The sequence below is a fragment of the Bremerella cremea genome, from assembly GCF_003335505.1.
GTDB lineage: Bacteria > Planctomycetota > Planctomycetia > Pirellulales > Pirellulaceae > Bremerella > Bremerella cremea_A.
This window is the reverse complement of the sequence record NZ_QPEX01000044.1, coordinates 67,622-86,956: the sequence shown is the minus strand read 5'-3', so window position 1 is coordinate 86,956 and position 19,335 is coordinate 67,622. Positions and strand designations below refer to the sequence as shown.

General features: G+C 54.4%; 14 protein-coding genes. 1 reads left to right on the top strand and 13 read right to left on the bottom strand.

Annotated features, from left to right (window positions below):
- Nucleotides 1-559 precede the first annotated feature (559 nt).
- Together DTL42_RS19985 and DTL42_RS19980 are read right to left on the bottom strand one after the other, a co-directional pair.
- Nucleotides 560-1,225 (bottom strand): ester cyclase, encoded by a 666-nt coding sequence (locus DTL42_RS19985; RefSeq protein WP_114371338.1) that lies wholly within the window; start codon nucleotides 1,223-1,225, stop codon nucleotides 560-562.
- A 73-nt stretch (nucleotides 1,226-1,298) separates the two neighbouring features.
- A complete protein-coding gene (locus tag DTL42_RS19980; protein WP_158545484.1) occupies nucleotides 1,299-2,297 on the bottom strand; it encodes a zinc-binding metallopeptidase family protein in 999 nt (332 codons plus the stop codon).
- Between the two features lie 323 nt (nucleotides 2,298-2,620).
- Here DTL42_RS19980 and typA point away from each other — a divergent pair, with 323 nt between their 5' ends.
- Nucleotides 2,621-4,429, top strand: coding sequence for a translational GTPase TypA (gene typA, locus DTL42_RS19975; protein ID WP_114371334.1), 1,809 nt, complete (start codon nucleotides 2,621-2,623; stop codon nucleotides 4,427-4,429).
- Between the two features lie 108 nt (nucleotides 4,430-4,537).
- Here typA and DTL42_RS19970 read toward each other — a convergent pair whose 3' ends face one another.
- The 11 genes from DTL42_RS19970 to DTL42_RS19920 all read right to left on the bottom strand — a co-directional run bounded on the left by DTL42_RS19970 (nucleotide 4,538) and on the right by DTL42_RS19920 (nucleotide 19,307).
- A complete protein-coding gene (locus DTL42_RS19970) occupies nucleotides 4,538-5,092 on the bottom strand; it encodes a hypothetical protein (RefSeq protein WP_114371332.1) in 555 nt (184 codons plus the stop codon).
- Between the two features lie 227 nt (nucleotides 5,093-5,319).
- Entirely contained in the window at nucleotides 5,320-6,597 is a 1,278-nt protein-coding gene (locus DTL42_RS19965) for an acyltransferase family protein (protein ID WP_114371330.1), read from the bottom strand.
- 183 nt (nucleotides 6,598-6,780) lie between these two features.
- Nucleotides 6,781-8,070, bottom strand: a complete 1,290-nt coding sequence (locus tag DTL42_RS19960) for a TlpA family protein disulfide reductase (RefSeq protein ID WP_114371328.1) — start codon at nucleotides 8,068-8,070, stop codon at nucleotides 6,781-6,783.
- A 96-nt stretch (nucleotides 8,071-8,166) separates the two neighbouring features.
- A complete protein-coding gene (locus DTL42_RS19955) occupies nucleotides 8,167-8,679 on the bottom strand; it encodes a hypothetical protein (RefSeq protein ID WP_114371326.1) in 513 nt (170 codons plus the stop codon).
- Between the two features lie 8 nt (nucleotides 8,680-8,687).
- Entirely contained in the window at nucleotides 8,688-10,130 is a 1,443-nt protein-coding gene (locus tag DTL42_RS19950) for a sulfatase family protein (protein ID WP_114371324.1), read from the bottom strand.
- Between the two features lie 104 nt (nucleotides 10,131-10,234).
- The gene (locus DTL42_RS19945) at nucleotides 10,235-11,398 is read right to left on the bottom strand and encodes a tRNA-queuosine alpha-mannosyltransferase domain-containing protein (protein ID WP_147274373.1); all 1,164 of its coding nucleotides are present in this window, start codon (nucleotides 11,396-11,398) and stop codon (nucleotides 10,235-10,237) included.
- Nucleotides 11,399-11,447: 49 nt separating this feature from the next.
- Entirely contained in the window at nucleotides 11,448-12,824 is a 1,377-nt protein-coding gene (locus DTL42_RS19940; RefSeq protein ID WP_114371320.1) for a methyl-accepting chemotaxis protein, read from the bottom strand.
- 428 nt (nucleotides 12,825-13,252) lie between these two features.
- Nucleotides 13,253-15,595 (bottom strand): hypothetical protein, encoded by a 2,343-nt coding sequence (locus DTL42_RS19935; RefSeq protein ID WP_158545483.1) that lies wholly within the window; start codon nucleotides 15,593-15,595, stop codon nucleotides 13,253-13,255.
- Nucleotides 15,596-15,914: 319 nt separating this feature from the next.
- Complete coding sequence (locus DTL42_RS19930) at nucleotides 15,915-16,418, bottom strand: tetratricopeptide repeat protein (RefSeq protein WP_114371316.1); 504 nt, start codon at nucleotides 16,416-16,418, stop codon at nucleotides 15,915-15,917.
- Between the two features lie 23 nt (nucleotides 16,419-16,441).
- Nucleotides 16,442-18,619, bottom strand: a complete 2,178-nt coding sequence (locus tag DTL42_RS19925; protein WP_114371314.1) for a type II secretion system protein GspD — start codon at nucleotides 18,617-18,619, stop codon at nucleotides 16,442-16,444.
- Nucleotides 18,620-18,644: 25 nt separating this feature from the next.
- Nucleotides 18,645-19,307 (bottom strand): hypothetical protein, encoded by a 663-nt coding sequence (locus DTL42_RS19920; protein WP_114371312.1) that lies wholly within the window; start codon nucleotides 19,305-19,307, stop codon nucleotides 18,645-18,647.
- Nucleotides 19,308-19,335: the final 28 nt, after the last annotated feature.

Genomic DNA, 19,335 nt, shown 5'->3' with positions numbered 1-19,335 from the left:
GCGCAAAAACGACAATGGTTAGACGCAATAGAGAGAATTGTGTCTGTTTTATTCGCCTGTCTGGGGGGAGTTTAGTTCTTTGTGACGGCGTATTCGCCTCGCGAGGGTGGTTAAAAAATGACCTCTTGCTGAACTGGTTTTCTCGATTTGTTGAACGCTTAAGCAGCGACGTGCTGTTTTTGATAGCACGCTAAATCATTTTATTCTTTTCAGAGTTAAAAAGGTCCCTTGTCAGCAAGCATTAACTAAGCGGTTTGGCTGACCCAGGTTGCTTGGCAAGGCGACTGCCGACGCCAGAGATTCCCCCGCAAACGATCTCGTCGCAAAGCTTTGTGGGATTGGAAACGATCAGAAGATCATTTGCGGAGAGGAGCATTTCGCGTCATGCCGAAATGCCTTAACACGCAAACGGTAATCGTGCTCACGACACGAATGTTGCCCATACAAGAAGTGGCTGCCGCTTTGAAAGATTTTGATCTTCGAGGTACAAGCGAGGTAAGCTCGCATTGGGCAATGGGGAGAAGTCGTTGCGGATTAGAGGCAGTAATAATACGGCTGATCAAACCGGCTTGCTGGGATGGCCGGTAAGCTTTTGAACCAAGTCTTGAACGTCCCAGTGATCGCGTCCCTCTATGATTTGGTCGTGAGCGAATTTGGCGTACGAACTTCCGCGCAGGGTAACCGTTTTACCGGTCGCTGGAATTCCTAAGAACTCGCCCACGTGGGTCTTTTCGACATGCCAATAGGCAACCCCGTGGTCCGGACCGGCAATGATATTCTCGATCTCGATATGCAGCGGATCGAAGCCACGCAAGATCGCCGCGACACGCTCGCGAATGATCTGGCGCCCAATCCGCGTTTCCCCTTCGGCGAACAGGACGACCTCGGGGTGCATTAACTCGTCGATCGCAGCGAGATCGCGTTGATTGAAAACGCGATCGAACCAGTTCCGGATTAGCTTCTCTGGGGTTTGGCTGTTGCGGTGAAGTAAGATCAGTTCGAGCGGATAGGTGCTAATCTCTTCCGAAAGCTGCGCATACGCTTCCAGCACATCTTTTACGGTTTGCAGCTGAACGGGGCCGCCCCGTTCAAGTTTGCGAATCAATCGCTCGGTATAACCAGACCGGGCCGCTGCCTCTTCTTGGGTGAGGCCAATTGTGTGGCGAAACTTGCGCAACCGATCGCCATCGACCGGAACGCTCCGTGGATCATCAGCAGTAGACATCTTGGGGTTAAGCTCCATGAAGCAATACGGTAGCGAGCCGCACCCAAGAAAGTCAACCGCCAGAAGCGGGGGTCTATCCGGTCAGGGTATGCACAAAGCGGAGTTTTTCGATCACCGGAGCGGTGAAGACTTCGGGAACCAAATCTAACAGGCCGATCTCACGGTTGAATTCGTTGGCCATAATGCCAATTTCACGGTACGCGTTTAGAAGCTCGTCGAAGTCATACGACTCGAACCGTTGATTTTCTTGCTCGAAGTGATCGGCCGTGGTGACAATCGCCACCATGTCGAGATAGGTGGCGAAGCTTTCCGCAAAGTCTTCCCAAGGGTGCATGCTGGCATAGGCGGATACATATTGCTTCGGCCAATTGGGCTTCGGGCCGTTGGCGTAGTAGGCTTGCAGGGCTTCGGTATAGGTGGGGCTCTCTTCGTTGCCGAACTTTTCCCGAAAGGCTTCCAGGTGATGGGGCTTTACCAGCAAGTCCCAATAGTAATGCCCCAGTTCGTGGCGAAAGTGGCCAACCAGGGTTCGTTGCGGCTCGCCAAATTCAACTCGGGTTTGTTCGCGATGAACACTATCGGCTTCTTTGATGTTGATCACAATCAGCCCACCTGCATGCCCTGTGCTCACCGGCTTGGCCCCGTCCGCTTTAAACTCGAAACCGAGCGGTAAAAGCTCTTCCTGATCTGGCATGCCAATCGGCAAGCCGATCGCCTCGATGATGTACAGCACACGACGCTTGGCAGCTTCCAGGCGTTGCCATTTCTCTAAGTTACCAGGCACCGAAAGATCGGGGATCATCTGGTTCAAACGGCAGTTGGTACACAGCGTCTGGTCTTTTTCCTCGAATAGCACCCCCCAGTTGCAAGCGGCATGTTCCACGCGATTCTGGCAAAAACGTTGTCTCTGACCGCAACCATTACGCAGGCACTTCCACGTTCCGTCCTCAAGTTCCTCCATTGCCGAAACTTGACGGCATGCTGGACACATGGCTACCGTGCGTTGGCACGAAACGCAGTTGGTATTGCCGAAGAAGAGCTTACTGTGACAAACACAGCGAAAAGTATGCATGGGAAACCCGTTTTCCGTCGACATTCTTGGATAATCATGAAGACGGCCCCACGGCTCGCCCTCCCCCTTGGTGAGAATCGTATCTCACGTTAAGAGCAAGAGAAGCTAAGTTACCAGAATTTAGCTTGCCCCCTCTGCCGATTGGGCCTGCTGCGGGCCATTTTGGGTTCCCAGAATGTTAACCTGAAGGAAAATATCGTGCCGTTTCATGTGGATTTGCGAATGTAAGGGCGGGGCCCCTACCCCAAAAACGTGTGAATCTGCTAGGATTCGGGGCTGGGGAACGAGAAGTAACGGCCTTCTATTTACCACGCTAATATAGTATGCGACGCGACGACCTTCGAAATATTGTGATCATTGCCCACGTCGACCACGGCAAAACGACCCTGGTAGACTGCTTGCTGCATCAAAGCGGCCAGTTTCGGGCCAGCCAGCTCACCAGCGAACGAATCCTTGATTCAAACGACCTGGAAAAAGAGCGCGGCATTACTATTCTGGCGAAAAACATCGCCCTCCCCTACAACGGTGTGAAGATCAACATCGTCGATACGCCAGGACACGCCGACTTTGGCGGCGAAGTCGAGCGGGTGCTCAGCATGGCGGATGGGGCTGTCGTGCTGGTTGATGCGGCGGAAGGGCCGATGCCACAAACGCGGTTCGTCCTTTCTAAGGCCCTGGAAGTTGGGCTGAAGCCGATCGTGCTGGTCAACAAGATTGATAAACAAGATGCCCGCCCGCACGAAGTGATCGACGAAGTGCTCGATCTGTTCCTGTCGCTAGGGGCTCACGACGACATTGCTGACTTCCCTTACCTGTTTGCCAGCGCCAAGGCAGGCTTCGCTTCGGACGATCCCGATGTTCGCGAAGGGGACATGCGTCCGCTGCTGGACCTGGTACTCAAGCACATCCCTGGTCCCGATGTGAACCCCGATGACCCGCTACAGATGCGTGTCACCACGCTCGACTGGTCTGAGTACACCGGGCGTATCGCCATTGGCCGCATCAAGTCTGGCAAAATCAAAAAAGGACAAAGCGTTCTCGTCTCGAAAGCAGACGGCGAAATGCAGCGTGGCCGCATCGTCGCCTTGCACGCCTTCGAGAACCTTGGCCGTGTTGAAGTCGAAGAAGGAACCGCCGGCGATATCATTGCCGTAACCGGTCTGGAAGACATTGATATTGGCGATACCATCTGCTCGCCCGATAAGCCGAACCCGCTGCCACGCGTGGCGGTCGACGCCCCGACGCTGGAAATGATGTTCACCATCAACACGTCGCCACTGCTGGGCAAAGATGGTAAGTACGTGACATCGCGTAATCTGCGTGATCGACTTTTCAAAGAACTGGAACGAAACGTCGCCCTGCGAGTTCGTCCCGGCGAAACGGCTGATAGCTTCCTCGTTAGCGGTCGAGGTGTGTTGCATTTGGCCGTTTTGATCGAGACGATGCGCCGCGAAGGTTACGAACTGGCGGTCGGCAAGCCACAAGTGATCATGCGTACCAACAACGGCGTGAAGGAAGAGCCGTACGAACAATTGGTGATCGAAGTCCCGTCCGAAAAGATGGGCCCGGTGATGGAACTGGTTGGCGAGCGTCGTGGCGAATTGGTCGAAATGCAGCCACGCGGCGATTACACCCAGGTCATCTTCACGATTCCTTCGCGCGGCCTGATCGGGCTGCGAACCAAGTTGCTCAACTCGACCCAGGGCGAAGCAATCGTCAACCATCGTTTCGAGGAATACCGTCCTGTCTCGGGTGATGTTCCGCGCCGAGCAAATGGAGCGATGATTTCCATGGTCAGCGGCAAGGCGGTTGGCTTTGCCCTGTTCGCCCTGCAGGAACGCTCGGACATGTTCGTCCGCCACGGCGACGAAGTGTACGAAGGGATGATCGTCGGCGAGAATTCGCGAAGCGATGACCTGACGGTGAACCCCACCAAGGAAAAGAAGCTGACCAACATGCGGGCCTCCGGTTCCGACGAAAACATCGTCCTGCGTCCACCGAGGGACATGAGCTTGGAAGTCGCTTTGGAATACATCGAAGACGACGAGCTTGTGGAAGTCACGCCAAATAACATTCGTCTGCGGAAGATCCTGCTAAAGGAAACCGACCGACGTCGCCAAAGCCGGAAGTAACTTTCCTTCTAAGGCAAACAGCATAGCGTGCAACAACACCCACGATTTCGTGGGTGTTGTTGTTTGTACACGGCTCGTCTGGTTGATTGGCTGAAATGTATGAGCCTGCTAATTCAGCCATGCTTTCGGAGGACGCGACGACGCCAGGGCGATTCGTCGTTCGATTTCTGTCTTCAGACACTCAACGTCTATCAGAAGTTCTTGTTGGCTCAGACGAAAGTCGTAAGTGTCAGCAAAATTGGAGAGCATCTTCTGAAAGACATCCTTCGATTGTTGCGGATCTGGCAAACCATACTTGTCTCGCGATTCAAGTTTTATCCGCACGCATAGGCATTTCAGTTCCTTAGGGACAAAAATCCGCTGGACAGCGACCTCTTCAATGTCTTCCCACTGGTACGTTGATTTCAATCGAGGTACCTCAAGGCCCGCCGAGGTCATGCGTAAGACCACCGGCAGATGTTTCCACCAGAACCAGCCGCCGGCAAACACAATCACGCCACTTCCCGCCAAAAACAAACCACCGAAAACGGCTTGTAGGGCGGATAGTGGAGTAGTAATCAAAATTCCTAAAACAAACCAACTCGCCCCTGACAGAATCACCAACCAAGGAATGATCGGATTCATGGTGACTTTCAGATCAGTGTCTTCTGGCAAAGTGGCCATGGGCGACCTTGGTTCAAGATAGGTTCGGGGAGCGCGTTACGATAACCCTGACGCCAAACACCTTGAAGGGATTTGGTTATTGTGGGGGTGTTGTAAGTCTACTGGCGGACCGTGCAGGTAGTAAAGTAATTTTGGGGACAGAAGGAACCCCTGAGATTACTTGGCAAGCTGTTTAGAAAGAGTTTCGCTACCCTCAGCCAGGTGGAAAATCTATTTCCGCTTGTTGGCTATACCTTCACATAAATCTTCCGCCAGTCCATCAACGCTACGATCAGCCAGTAGACGATCAGTAAGCAAACGCTGTAGAGAAACGATCCTAACCGCGGGTCGACTCCTTCCCACGTGAAGACGTTTTGATACAGCCACGGCAGCGGGCTCGTCCAACGCTCGCTACCTGCAGGGTGCCAGCGGAACATGGCCAGTGTTTTCACGACCAAAGAACTGAAGACAAAGATAAACAACGGGTTCTTGCCAAAGACTTCAAAGAATCGAAACACGCCACCTAACAGCCAGCGGGTTGCGCTGGCCAATCTCGGGAAGCTGCCCCCCTGCTTCGCTGGCACATCCAACCAAAATACAATCGCTGCCAACACCAGCGTCGCCAGCCCGCACGTGTGCAGCACAAAAGTCGACGTCCAGATTTTTTTGTTCAGCGGGAACAAAAACTGCCAGAAGTAGGCGATCGCTAACAGGTGAACACCGACAATTGCCAGCTGACCAATCAGGGCTAGGTTCTTTTCGCTGCGAATCATTGTGCGTCCAACCCACCAGCCAATCATCACCTGAGCGATCGAGGGAATGGTCCCGAACAGCCCTTCCGGATCGAACGGAACGCCTTCGCCATGGTAAAGATGCTTGTCGCCGAATAGGTCTCGGTCGATCTTCGTACCGATGTAACCTTCCAGACTATAGGGATCGGCCGGATCACCCAACCACCAGCACGCGATCCAATAGCCCACCAAAATCAGGGTCGTCGCGCTGAGAACCCACTTCGTCTGCCCCCCCCGAGCCAGCAGCCAAATCAGCAGCGCCGCCCCGCCGTAGGCGAGAGCGATTCGCTGCAACACACCCATGATGCGACGATCTTCAAACGCCTTCCAAGCCAACTCGCCAGCGGAATCCCAATAGACAAACGGAAAGTAGCCCAGCAGAAAACCGATCGCGAAGATCAAGACCGTCCGTTGCAAAATCCGCCAAATCACTTGATAGGCAGGTGCATCCTGCAGCTTCGCGAGCACAAAAGCCAGGGCATTCCCCACGGCGAAGAGAAAGAATGGAAAGACCAAGTCGGTCGGCGTGCAACCATGCCACGCGGCATGCTGCAGCGGCGGGTACATGGCCGACCACGAGCCAGGATTGTTCACCAAAATCATCAGCGCCACGGACGCCCCGCGAAACACGTCAAGCGATCGAAACCGCACCGGCTTGGCAGGCTTATCGGCAACTTCGCCAGTGGAAGTGGCGTTGTCGGTTTCGCTAACGGCAATCGCAGGCCGGCTTGTCATCGGTTGGCTTCCTCTGAATCGTTCATCGGATCGTTCCCAGTAGGAACGGTAGAACCCCATTGGGACAAACCGGCAAGCAGGCGTCAAGCAGAGGAGCGGCCCGCTTTTTCAGAGATTTGCGCAGGAAAGAATTGACAGTGGTGTTACGCCGTGACCAACAAGCAAATGCTTCGAGAAACCAGGTTACTTTCCTGCTTTTAGCTTCTCCTCCAGCATCGTTAGATCGCCCCCTTGAACAAGATTTCCTGCGGGATCAATCAGAAGTTGGGTAGGCCAGCCTTGGATGCCGTAGACGCCGGACGTCTTCCCTTCACCGTCAACGAGCACCGGGAACGGTAAGCGTTTGCCTTGCCAGAGTTTCTCGACAAACTTTTCAGTTTCCTGGTCGTACGCCTCGATCGTGCGGGTCTCTTCGTGCTCGGTGTTGCAGATCGCCAGGATCTCGAATCGATCGCGATCGGCGGCGTGCTGCTCGTAGAATTTAGTTAGCTGCGGCAAGCTATGCTCTACACATACACCGCACCAAGGCGCCCAGAACTCGAGTAAGACCCATTTACCGCGAAAGTCTTCCAGTTTCACATCACCTGGCACTCCACGGGCGGCTGTGATCGAGAGAGGTGGTGGCTGCTTGCCGTAAAACTGCGAGTAATCCGCGAGGTTGCCTTCTTTGTCTTTGGGAAGCGAAACATTCAACACGCCCAGGTCAACGTGGGTGACATCGCTGGGGATGGTTACCCGCAAACCGCGCGGAGGCAAGACGCGGTACGTGAACGCGCGGCGACCAGCCGGAGGCTTGGCAGATGAAGGTTTAAGCTGCTTGTCCGCCTTGGGAAGCAGCAATTTGGCATCGGGGGATTCGCTATGGGTTTCGAAATCGTAGGTTCCCGGAGGAAGTAAAAACGAGATCTCCCCTTTGAGCGAACCGCAACCGGTGAACGCAGGAAACTCGGTCCATTCATCGACGGGATAGACACGCACATGCGACCAATCTGGTGTTCGGCCTGCTTCGGCGCAGTAGATCTTAGCTGTTACCCGGACCAATTTCTGAAGCGGGATCTCAACTTTTTCTGTCATCGAATTCCCAACCTTCGAACGGGTTTCAATCAGTTTGAGCCCGCCAAGTTGCCGCTTCTTATCGAGAACAAGAACGGACGCGAAAGGATGCGGAGACATCGAAAGTTCAAACTTGCCGTCCGGTAGAATCTTACCCTGACGCTTCGGATTGGGGACGAGCACCCCTTCTTCTTTCCAAATCTTGTGGGCATCGGCCAAGCCGTTCACTTCGATCAACTCGCCCGCTTCATCCCAGCGACTACCGTTGGCGGACCAGGAAACGGCCGCTTCGTAGTCAGTGACTTGATTGCCTTGCGGATCGACGACTGAACCGATGATTTTCCAACCTTGGTCATCCTCGTCGGCATGGGCCAGATGAGCGAAAGTGAGGACGAGAAGAAGCGTTGTTTGTATCCGCATGGAATGGGTACCCCCACGAGAAGCGTTCTGCCATGCGGGTGATTCTAGTGGCAATCGAATTGGTATGCCACCAAAATCGGTGCGAGTACGACCCGCTCAGAAAATCCATTCGTGCAGCACGATGACTTCCCCGGTGGCTGGGTGTTCGGCGACCAGGTACAAGTCGGTTCCGTCCATGAAGGTCGTGCCATAGCCAGGCGTAGCGTGCCAGATGCACTGCGACCACTGAGGTTGTCCCCAAGTGGCTGGTACCGATTCCATCAACCGAGCTGCCATCGGGTGCTTTCTGTCGGCAGGCTCAAACGGGTTTTGTCTAAGCAACCGGTCGTAGAGTGGCGAGTCGGCTGGCAATCGCCAAATCGATCGGTGATCGACCCACGCATCCAGTTCGTAGGGCTCGACATCCTGCCTAAGATTCGTGTCCTCGCCAACCAACCGCTTGAGCGCCAGTGGCCACGCGTCGAAATTCTCGAAAGGTCCTTCCCGCTTTTCCTTACGTAGCCCACTGAGCAGATAAACGCACGATCCCAGTGCCAGCCCGGATAGCAAAGTGACTAGCATTAAACGGCGAATGGTAAAGCGAAAGGGACGTGCGTGCGTTGGTTTCATGACAGGCTTTAAACCCGCCCAGGCGGCCGGTTCTCTTTGCCTTGGATCTTCCGGTGCGAGTCCCCCAGCTTAGCGCGGATTCCATCGGCTAGATTTTCAAGACGCTGGACGACGTCGGGGTGGTCTTTACCTAGGTTTTTGGTTTCGCCAGGGTCGGCCTCCAGATCATACAAGGCCAGCGGGGTGGTGGCTTGCTCGTAGTTGGTTGGGATGCCGCCGGTTCCGCCGGGGCGGCCGTTCAAGGTGCGGTATTCGTGCGGGAAGACCAGCTTCCACTTGCCGCTACGCACTGCTTTCAAACCGCTGCCGTAATAGAAGTAATACGCTTCGTGGGGCGACTTGGCGCCGGGCTGGCCGGTTATCAATGGCCAGATATCTTTGCCATCGATCGGGTGCTCTGGCAGCTTGGCGCCGATCAGCTTGGCAATGGTAGGGAAGATGTCGATCGTCATCGCAGGCGTATGGCACACGGTTCCAGCGGGGATTTTGCCAGGCCATTTCATGATGGTTGGTTCGCGGCAGCCTCCTTCCCACATGGTCCCCTTCCCCTCGCGAAATGGGCCTGCGCTGCCGGCGTGATCGCCGTACGAAAGCCACGGACCATTGTCGGAAGTGAAGATGACCAGGGTGTTGTCGTCTAGGTTGTTGCGGTGCAATGCGTCGACGATTTGACCGACCGACCAATCGACTTCCATGACCACGTCGCCAAACAGGCCAGCCCCGGACTTCCCTTTGAACTTGTCGGAAACGTAGAGCGGCACATGCACCATGCTGTGGGGCACATACAAGAAGAACGGTTGATCCTTGTTCTTCTCGATAAACGCGACTGCCTTTTCGGTGTACTGCGTGGTGAGTTGTTCCTGAGCTTTGTCGTCGACCTGGGCGTTGACCACTTCGTTCTTATCGTACAGCGGCAAGTGAGGCCAACGCTTGACGCGTTCTTCCATGGAAAGATGCCGCACGCCAGGGTGGTAGGGCCACATGTCGTTCGAATAGGGGAGCCCAAAGTAATCGTCGAACCCGTTTTGCAGCGGCAGAAACGGTTGGCGATCTCCTAGATGCCACTTGCCATAGCACGCCGTGGCGTACCCTTTCTGCTTGCAAAGCTCGGCCATAGTCATCTCGTCAGGATTGATCCCAATTTTTGAGTTCGGCCCCAACGCACCTTGAATGCCAACACGCACGTTATAGCAGCCAGTCAAAAGCCCGGCCCGAGAGGCCGAACAGACTGCCTGGGGAACATAAAAATCCGTAAACGTCCGCCCCTCGGCCGCCAGCTTGTCGAGATTGGGCGTCTTATACGCTTTCGCCCCAAACGGCCCGATATCGGCGTAGCCCATGTCATCGATGAAGATGAGGACGATATTTGGTGGAGGTTCGGAGGCTGATAGTGCGAGGGGAGCGATGAGCAACGCTGTCAGGGAGGCGAGAAAGAGCAGTGGCTTCGGCATGTTGGATGGTCTCAAAGCTTAGGCGAGAAAGATTGAGGGAAGTACTTCGCATGATAACCGGTGTGTTTTTACGCGGCAAACAGAAGACAGCAGTTGGTGTTCATTTAGGCACGGGGGATCTCGCTTGCAGGCTGGGAGGTTGCCGAGAGAAGGTCGTCGTATTTTAGGGCCAGCAACTGCCAGCGAAGTTGGGCCAGCTTGGTTTGGCTGACCGTATGCTGCTTGATGGCGGTGCTGCGAAATTCTTTTTCGTGGAGCAAACGCCGAAGGTGCTGGGCGAGTGAATCGACCGAGCCGTCGTACAGCAAGTGCGAACGTCCGTCGACCAGTTCTGGATAAGCCAATCGCTGAGGGAGCACCGGTAGGCAGCCAGCGAGAATGGCTTCGGCGGCTGAGATGCCGAAGAACTCGTGGACGGCGGTCGAGACAAATAGGTCGGCGGATTGCAGTAAGGCCACGTAGTCGGCATGGCTAGGAAGGTAGCCCCACTGGTGGATCTCGGTGGCGAATTCTTGTCGGGCTTGTGAGAAGATAGGAGGAACGTCGCGGAAGGATTCCCCGACCACGCTCAAGCGAAACGACTCCCCTGCTCTCTTCAGTTGACGCAGCGCAGCGAAGAAGTCGTCTGGATTCTTGTCGTGTTCCCACCGGGCTGCCCACACTATATGAGGCTGCTGGAAGCGAACCGGTCGCGTTGGCGAGACGATCTCAGGCAAGCCTGGCACGGCAACTCGCACGCGGCTCTCTACTTGGTCGAGTTGGGCTTCCTGCGAATAGTCTGGCAGTTTTCGCAAGAAGGCACGGCACTGCGAGAAGAACTCGTCACGGTGATAGGCTGAGTTGAACCAAATCGCATCGGCAGCGAGCATCGTTTGGAAGTTATCGTAGGCATAATGAAAGTCCCGCTCGGTTTGGAACGCGTCGGGATAGGTCAATTGGTTTTCGTGAAAGTAAACCACCGCTGGCAAGCGTGCGACGTGCCCAGAAGCCAGTCCGCGAAACGTGGCCAGATTGAGCATGTCGCTGCAGAAGATCAAATCGAAGCGAGCGTCCGTCTGCGTTTCCAACTGCTGAGCGAAGGTCAGCGGAGCATGCCGCATCCGCCATTTCCAGTGGTGCGCTGGCAGGGTGAGCTTCGTCCAGGTATGACGACTCGCACTGCTCCATCCATCGAGGAACGCACGATGGCTGCCGCCGTAATAAGGTTCTAGGGCCAGAATGTGCATGAGAATAAAAATAGGTGAGCGAGGTTGGGGATCTCGGCTCACCTATTCTAACCCGATATCGAATCGGGCAGGGTTCTTTTTGTGATCGGAACTACAGCTTTTGGAGTTCCGTGCTCAACTCAAGTAGTTCTTCCGCGGTGTTACCCATGGTACTGATGATCGCAGATTGCTGTTCGATCGCCGCTGCAACTGCCGTGGTGTTGCTACTGACTTCCACCACGCTCTTGGCGATCTCGTTGGTCGAATTGATCGCGCCTTCGATGCTAGTGCGGATGCGTTGCACACGTTCGGCAATCGTTTGGGTGGCTGCTTGAGTACTGTTGGCCAGGCTTTTCACTTCGGAGGCCACCACGGCAAACCCACGCCCTGCTTCACCTGCTCGAGCTGCTTCAATGGTGGCATTCAAGGCCAGCAAATTGGTTTGGTCGGCCAGGTCGCAAATCAACGTGACCACCTCTTCGATTTCGACACTCGAATCTCCCAAAGTCGCGATCGTTTGGCGGGCCGTTTTTGACTGCTGTTCGGCGGTCAAAGCCAGGTTGGCCGTGCGACCGATGTTCTCTGATATCTCGGTGATCGCGCCCCCCATGTCCTGCACGTTGTCTGCCACGGTCTTGCCGACTTGCCCCAACGTGCCGACTTGCTCGCGAATTTTCATTTGCTCGGTAATAACCAGCCACGTGGTCATCAAACCGATCTCGACACCAGATCGATCGTGAATCGGGCGAACTTCAAGCGAAAGAATTTCATTCCCCAATTTAATCGAAGACTTAATAGGAAAGTTGGCCTTGTTGGCAAGCACCTTTCGTTGATGTTCCGGATTCTTGTGAAATAGGTCGATCGAGCTTCCCACCACTTCGTCAATGGCAACCGGCAAGAGGTGGGCTATTTCTTTGAGCGAATTTAGCGAAGCCGGATTCATGTAACGAATGATGAGGTCGTTGTCGGCTAAGATCAAGTTTGTGGGCAGGCTCTCCACCATGTTCATTAACCGCGTTGCTTCTTCCTGCACGCGGACGTCTTCCGTCACATCGGTAGCAAATTTGACTACCTTGTAAGGTTTGCCATCTGATCCAAGCACAGGGTTATAGGTCGCTTGGATGACAACCTCGCGTCCTCCTTTGCCAATTCGCTTGAAGCGTTCGCAATAGAACTGGCCGTTGTTGAGCCCCTGCCAAAAATTCTTGTATTCCACCGATTGAACGAACTTCGGATCGACAAACATGCTGTGATGCTTGCCTATGATCTCGTCGCGAGTATAGCCAAGCGTTTTCAGAAAGTTGTCGTTCACCTCCAGAATCGTCCCCTCCATCGAGAATTCGATTACGGCATTCGAGCGATCAATCGCCGCGATCTTGCCCAATGCCTCTTCAAGCTCCTGCTGAAGTTGCAGGGTGCGATCGATCGTCTTACGAGACCAAAATCCTGGCCAGGAACTTTGCTGTGGTGCGGTTTTAACTGCTTGCACGGGATCAACCTTCAAGGCGGAGATAGGGTTGTAGTCACTCAACGCTCAAATCAGCTAAGTGATCTATTTAGGAAACAGTAGGACGCTGCAAATACCTAGCATGGGTGAAAAGCCGCAAATGAATCGAATTTCCGCCAGTTTTTTGTAGGCGGGGTTGTGGCGAACGCCCTCTGCAGTGGGGCGAGAGGATGCTTTACGAGAGGTTTGGCAAGAGACACCGCCTGGCAAGGAAAAGAGAAGTCAATTGCTGTCGTTTGACTCCATTTCCGCGCTTGGGCCAACTCGGGGATTTTGGTTTCCCAAATTGGCTAGTCTGATCGTGACCCAATGAAATTAAGAGGCTTTAACTGCCTTTTGTATATCTCAATAGCTTTGGCGACCAGAGTTGATATTCAGCAGACTAAGAAGTTCGGACTGCGGCGTTCTGTCTACTCGGGAATCGGCAAGCTGTTAGGAGCTACGCGAGTAGAGACGCTGCCAAAACTGTTGAAGATTCCCGCCGATCCAGTGATCGTGTTTTGTCCGGTGATGTCGGCCGAAATTAACGTGGCAGGAACCATTTGCCCGTTGAACACTTCAAAATTCAGTGCCGTACTAAAGGCCGAATTGAATACGACATCATCCGCTACCAGGTTATTACGCATCCGCAAGTTGATTGTCGAATTAAAGGAGTTCGTTACAGCGATACCGCTACCCGAAAAAGAAGTGTCGATCGTGTTATCTTGGATGTTGGCATTAACAACAGAGCCGGTGCCAGTAGAAGAGAGAGACAGCCCATTGCTGGCGACGTTGGTAAACGAATCTTTGATTGAATTGTTGGTAATAACGAAGTCGTGGGTTCCGCCATTGGAAATTTCTACCGCAATGCCTTCATTGAAAGCTCCGGCGACTCCAAAGTTGTCGATCGAGTTGTAGGTGATCGTGGCCAAAGTGTCAGAGGCCCCGTTGTAGTAGAGTCGGATCCCAGCATCAAGCAATTGCGCCGAAGCAACGGTGCCGATTGTGTTATTGGAGATGGTCAGGTCCGAGGTTCCATTGGTAATTGCCGAGGAGATAGCATAGTCGGTGGCCGAGGTTGTCAAACCATTAAAGATTCGGTTGTTCGAGACCGTGCCTGACAAGTCGTTGCCCGCAGAGGTTAAGTTAATTCCATAACCGCCCGCTGACATAAAATTGTTAATTCGATTGTTGGTGATATTAACTTCCAAGTCGGCCCCAGAAAGTGCCGCAACCTGAATGGCGTCGTCACCGCCGATGCTCAAGTTTCGACTGATCGCATTGTCGGCAATCGTTATTTTGGCGGTGCCAGAGGAAGCCACGGAAATGGCATCGCCACTGCTGTTTGCAGCCGAAGCGGTAACATCGTTGTTGCGGATAACCCCTTCGCCTCTGAGGTCGGTCACGTAAATGCTGCGGGTGCTCAGGCTCCCCAAGTGCTCGAACGCGTTGTTGTTGATATCAAAGCCGTTGACCGTGCCGCCGTTGATTGCGGTATTGCCGGGGTCATCGAATTTGAATCCGGAAACCTCGTTGCCATTGGCCAGTTGCACGGTGACTCCGGTAGAATCTAGCACCGGTTTGTTGCCCGACTCGTAACCTGGCAAGTCAAACGTGCCCTGGGTGGCGGTGAATTTGTGCTGCGTTGTCGAGGCCAACAAACGTTGGCGATCCTGCAAGGCGATGCCAGAGTCGAGGTTGGTTGAAGAGCCGTTGCTGTTGGGATGTACAAAAACAAAGTCATTCGCTTGCGACCCACCTTGGACAAACGCCAAGCTGTTATAGGGGTTCTCGACACTTCCATCCCCGTTGGAGGTGGCATTCGGATCGACATGCACCACACGTTGGGCCATGTTGGTGATGGTGTTGGTAGCGAAGACCGATTGGATTTTCTCGAAGCGATTGACCGTGACAGCTTCTTTGCGGATGAGGGGTTCGTCCATGCGTGTCAGCATGTCATCGTAACGTGGCGAGCGACGGGCACGGGTTCCTGGCCAGAACAACGAGATACCAAATACCACATTCGTATCGAAAACCTGATCGTTGGTGACCGTTAAATACAGCCGCATTTGGTCGCTGACATGGCTTTCGAAACGAGTTTTAAAGCCCCATGCCTGTGGCTGACTGCCGGCTTGATAGTTGTACGTTCCGACATAGGCCCGTAGGTAGTCACCGAACTTAGGCACCGCGCCGCCGAACTCGGCATCGAAACCACGCATGGCCGTTTCTGCGAAGAACGTTTCGCTTAGTTGAATGTTATTGCCGACGTAGCTAGGGTTGAAGAAACTGGTGGCGCCGATCTGCTGCGACTCGCTATCGGTTGGCAAGTAGGCATTGGCCCGAAAGTCGATCCGTCCGAGCGATTCGAACCCGGTTGCGACTTGGCTCACCGTTTGGTAGCCGGTGTCTCGGTTGTCGTAGCCAACGTAGCCGCCAAATGTGCGGTCGAGCTCTTCAAAATAGAATCGCTGCCCGATCACCGCATTCATGCCAACCTTCGAATCGTTGGCCAGGAGCACTGCAGTGTCGACGAAGGTTAGGCTTTGCGAGTCTTCCGATTCGTATATTGGCACCCAGGCCCGCACATCGGAATAGGAGTAAGCGTACCCAGCGCCTTCAGTGCGATGTTGAAACGAAACGCGTGGCAGGTAATTTCCCCACATCCCTTCCGAAAGACCGATGGTAATCGGCGCCGCGCCAGAGACAACACCTGGTGCGGTTGGGTCTGTTGACTGGGCTGTCGCGGTCGTTGCGATTGCAAACGCCAAAACCAAAGAGGCCCACTGCCAAGATCGTTTCGCCCCAGCCAAAGTAGCCCATCCTGTCGATCAAAGGACCTGAGTTGCATCCACGAAGAAATGCTAGTTTCGTTCTCAGGTTCATCGAGTGTTTGCTACAGCGGAGGAGATACTAAATGATCGGGATGACAGAGGGTACGTAGGTGTTGCATATTGCCAAGATTGGCACAGATGCCTTGTTGATGTCGGTGCCTGCAAGATAGCAGAGACGGCAAGCAAAAGCCTTGCTTGCACTGCTGGCTTGAGGTTTGTGGCCTCTCTGAGAGTCGCACAACTGGGAGCACGAGCGACACAACTATCGCAGCATTCCTGCGGTTGGTTGAGGAAGCTGGCTCATTTGAATAACGTTGCTATCAGGCGAAAGCTCTGCCGCGCGTTGGAATGCTACGAGAGCAGAGGTCGTGTCGCCAGAGAACTCCAACGCCATCGCATGCAAGTGATGCAGGTTGGCATCGCTGGGATTCTTCTGGAGTAATTCTTCGTAGATGGCAGCTGCCGCCGGGTATTGGCTTTGCGACATGCGAACTTCGGCCCTTAGCAATTGCACCTCTTGAGCATCTGGATTCGACTTGGCGAGGCTATCTAGCACGCGCAGACAATCATCGTACCGCCCTTCATCGAGCATGGCCGCAGCCGCTTGAAGGTGAGCTTGCTGATGGCGATGTTCGACCAGTCGCTTGATCTCTTCCTTCCGTTCCCGCTGCTGCTTGCCGGGATCGAGGATCGCTTCCTTCCAAGCCGGAGAAATCGCGCAGCCAAGCAAAGGGCAAATCAGAACCAGGAAAAGCAATGTACGCATGCAATTGATTTCGACGGGGGGGACTAATGGTTTTTGATTCGCGGATTGACCACATGCTTGGGCGGAGGAGTCACGACCTGCTCGACCGCTGGCAGTGTGCCCCCTTGGTTCAAATGCCAAGGAGAAACCGCAACACCGTGCGGATGTTGCCACGGGTAAAGGCCTTCTTTCAAGTGCGAATGCACCGTTCGATCTCCTAGGCCCGTCTCGCCGACGATCGTTTCACGCAGATTAACCGCTTCCAAGTTCAACGCGTCGTAGTGGATCGAAAGATTGACGTAACGCAGCGCGGACAAGGCATCGCCGGTCGCCCAGGCCGAAGTCGCCAGGCGGTAGTAGTTTCGTGCGATGTGTCGCTTGCTTAGCGGACTCATCTTGTCGGCGCTGTATTCATGCTGAATCTCGAACAGCTCCCGTGCGTTCTCGCCATCTTGCGGAATATGATTCGGATCGACAATCCGGGGCGTGATCAGCACGATCAGTTCTTCGCGTTGCAGGTCTTCATTTTTTTGTCGGAACAAAACGCCGACACCTGGCAAGCTGCCCAACAGTGGAATTTGCGTACCCTTTTTGATCTGACCACTCTTTATCAGACCGCCCAGTACCACGGTTCGCCCATCGGGGCACATGATGTTGGTGGTAACCTGCGTGACGTCCTTATCGGGAATGGTCATCCCTTCTTCGACGCGCACTTCACCGGTAGAGATTTCCGGATGAACTTCCAGCCGCACCATGCCGTCGTTGGTAATGAAAGGGCGAATCCGCAATTGGGTACCAACATCCAGAAACTCAACCGTTTGCGTGGAGGCGCTTTCGGTAACGGTGGTGCTGATGTAACCCTTTTGCTGACCGATTAAGATCTCGGCACGCTGCTTGTTCAATACCAGCAACTGCGGCGCGGCAATCACGTTCGTTTCGCCGATCGTTTCCAGGGCGTCCACAAACAAAGATAGATTCGCGTCGAGGTAGCCAAGCTTCAGCCCCCCTTCGGTCAAGCTGAGCGAGGCGAGGTTGTTGAGCGGGTAGCCAGAGATCAGGCGTATGTTATCGTTGCCACGTAACGCCTCGAAACTAACGCCCATGTCAAGCGAGTCGTCGAGCTTCACGCTCATGATCATCGCTTCAATGGCGACCTGCAGCGGACGGCAGTCGATTTCCAAAATGGCACGGTCGATCTTCTTGAGGACTTGTTCGTAGTCGCGGACGAAGACCGTTTCTAGCCCAGCGTAATCGTCCGAGCCGGAACTGGTCGAATCGGCGGCGATGCCTGTTTTGGTGGGGGCCGAAATACTAATCATGCCGACCGTCTCGCTTAACATCGGAGTGATCAGCTTTTGGACGTCTTCCGCCCGGATGTATTTCAGTTTGTAAATTCGCGTGCCCAATTGATCGCTCAGGCGACTCATGCTTTGCATATCTGCTGGAGTGCCGACGTAGATAAAACCATCCTCTTCCAGCATCACATAACCGGTCGACTTCAAGATCGCCGCCAAGGCGGTCGGAACGTCAACTTTGGTTAGTGAAGCGGAAACCTGGCCTTGCACGTTTTGGCTCGGCAGGATGTTCAATTGGCCATGCTCGCTGAGCATCTCCAGGACTTCGCGAATGTCGCTGTCTTGAATGACGATGGTGAGCCGGTCGTCCCCTTCATCGGGAATGATTCTTGGCTGCGAAGAACGTGGCGTCTCGATCGGTTCGGGAACTGGCTGGGCAGGAATTGGATCGAGCGGCGGAGGCACCGGCTGAACGACTTCAGGAATCGCTGGCTGCGGTGGTTGTTGTGGATTATCGGCTTTATGTGTGGCGACTTCCTTGACGGTGTCGAACGCTTTGTTGAGCAGTTCCCACTGACGGTCTTGCTGGTTGTTGGGATTTGGGGTTTGCGAAAATTGCTGCGTAACGGCCGGTTCCAAGGCAACTTGAATCGGCGCAGGAACGGGCTCTGGACTTGGGATCGTGGTAACGGGAGCGATGGTAACCGGTGTCGCAGGTGTGACGGCAACCGGCGGGGTCGGCGGTACGCTCTCCACAGAGGTGACTTCGGCTTCGGCAGTTGTTTCCAGCGAGACCGAGGGGGTGGCTTGGGCCAGGAAGGCGGGCAGATGCCACTGCGACAGGTCGCACGATTCAAGGAAGACGGCTAGGCCGATACCGCCTAGCGTGCTTACCAAGAGCAGCGAAATGATCAGGAGTTTTCTCATTCGACTTCCGTGTCGACCGTGGAACTCAGTTATCTGTGGAAATCACGGTTCCGTTCCGCATGACCACGCGTTGCCCATTCTTACGAGCAAGATGGTCTAAGTGCAACTCGTACGTTTGATGCGTCCCGTGTAAGAGGACGCCCCAAGGCTTCACGGCGATCAGGGTGTATTGAACTTGCCCGTCCTGGGCGGACACCTGATCTCCGAGGTGGTAATTCTGATTGTTGATCCGTGCGATCGGCACGGAGCCTCCCACAATTACCGAGGTTATACTCAACCCGGCCGTCTCTGGCGAAACGTCCGGGATGGTCGCAGCTTCTGGCGGGGTGTCGTTTGCCGTGAACTGCGTTGGAATTAGTTGTTCTGGATAAAACGGGTCGAACGTCTCTGAGCGAAGATGGCCTATTTGCATCAAGGGATCTTCGCTGATTCGCCGGGCAATGGCTCGCCAGTTCATCTTGCTCGTCGTAGACGAACCAGGGCTGGCGGTGTTTGGCGATTGGGTGGTCGTGGCCACGACGATCGAATCGTCAGCGCCGCTCGACGAGCCTTTCAAGCCGAGCCAACCTTGAACCAAAGGAAACCAAAACCATACAGCGACCACCAACAGCCCGCCCAGAACCGCAGCTTTGGCCGGGTTCCGTTTTATTTCGCGTGTCAGTTGGTGGGAAATTTGTTGTACGTTCACCGTTATTGAAGAGACGCCAAGGCGGCTC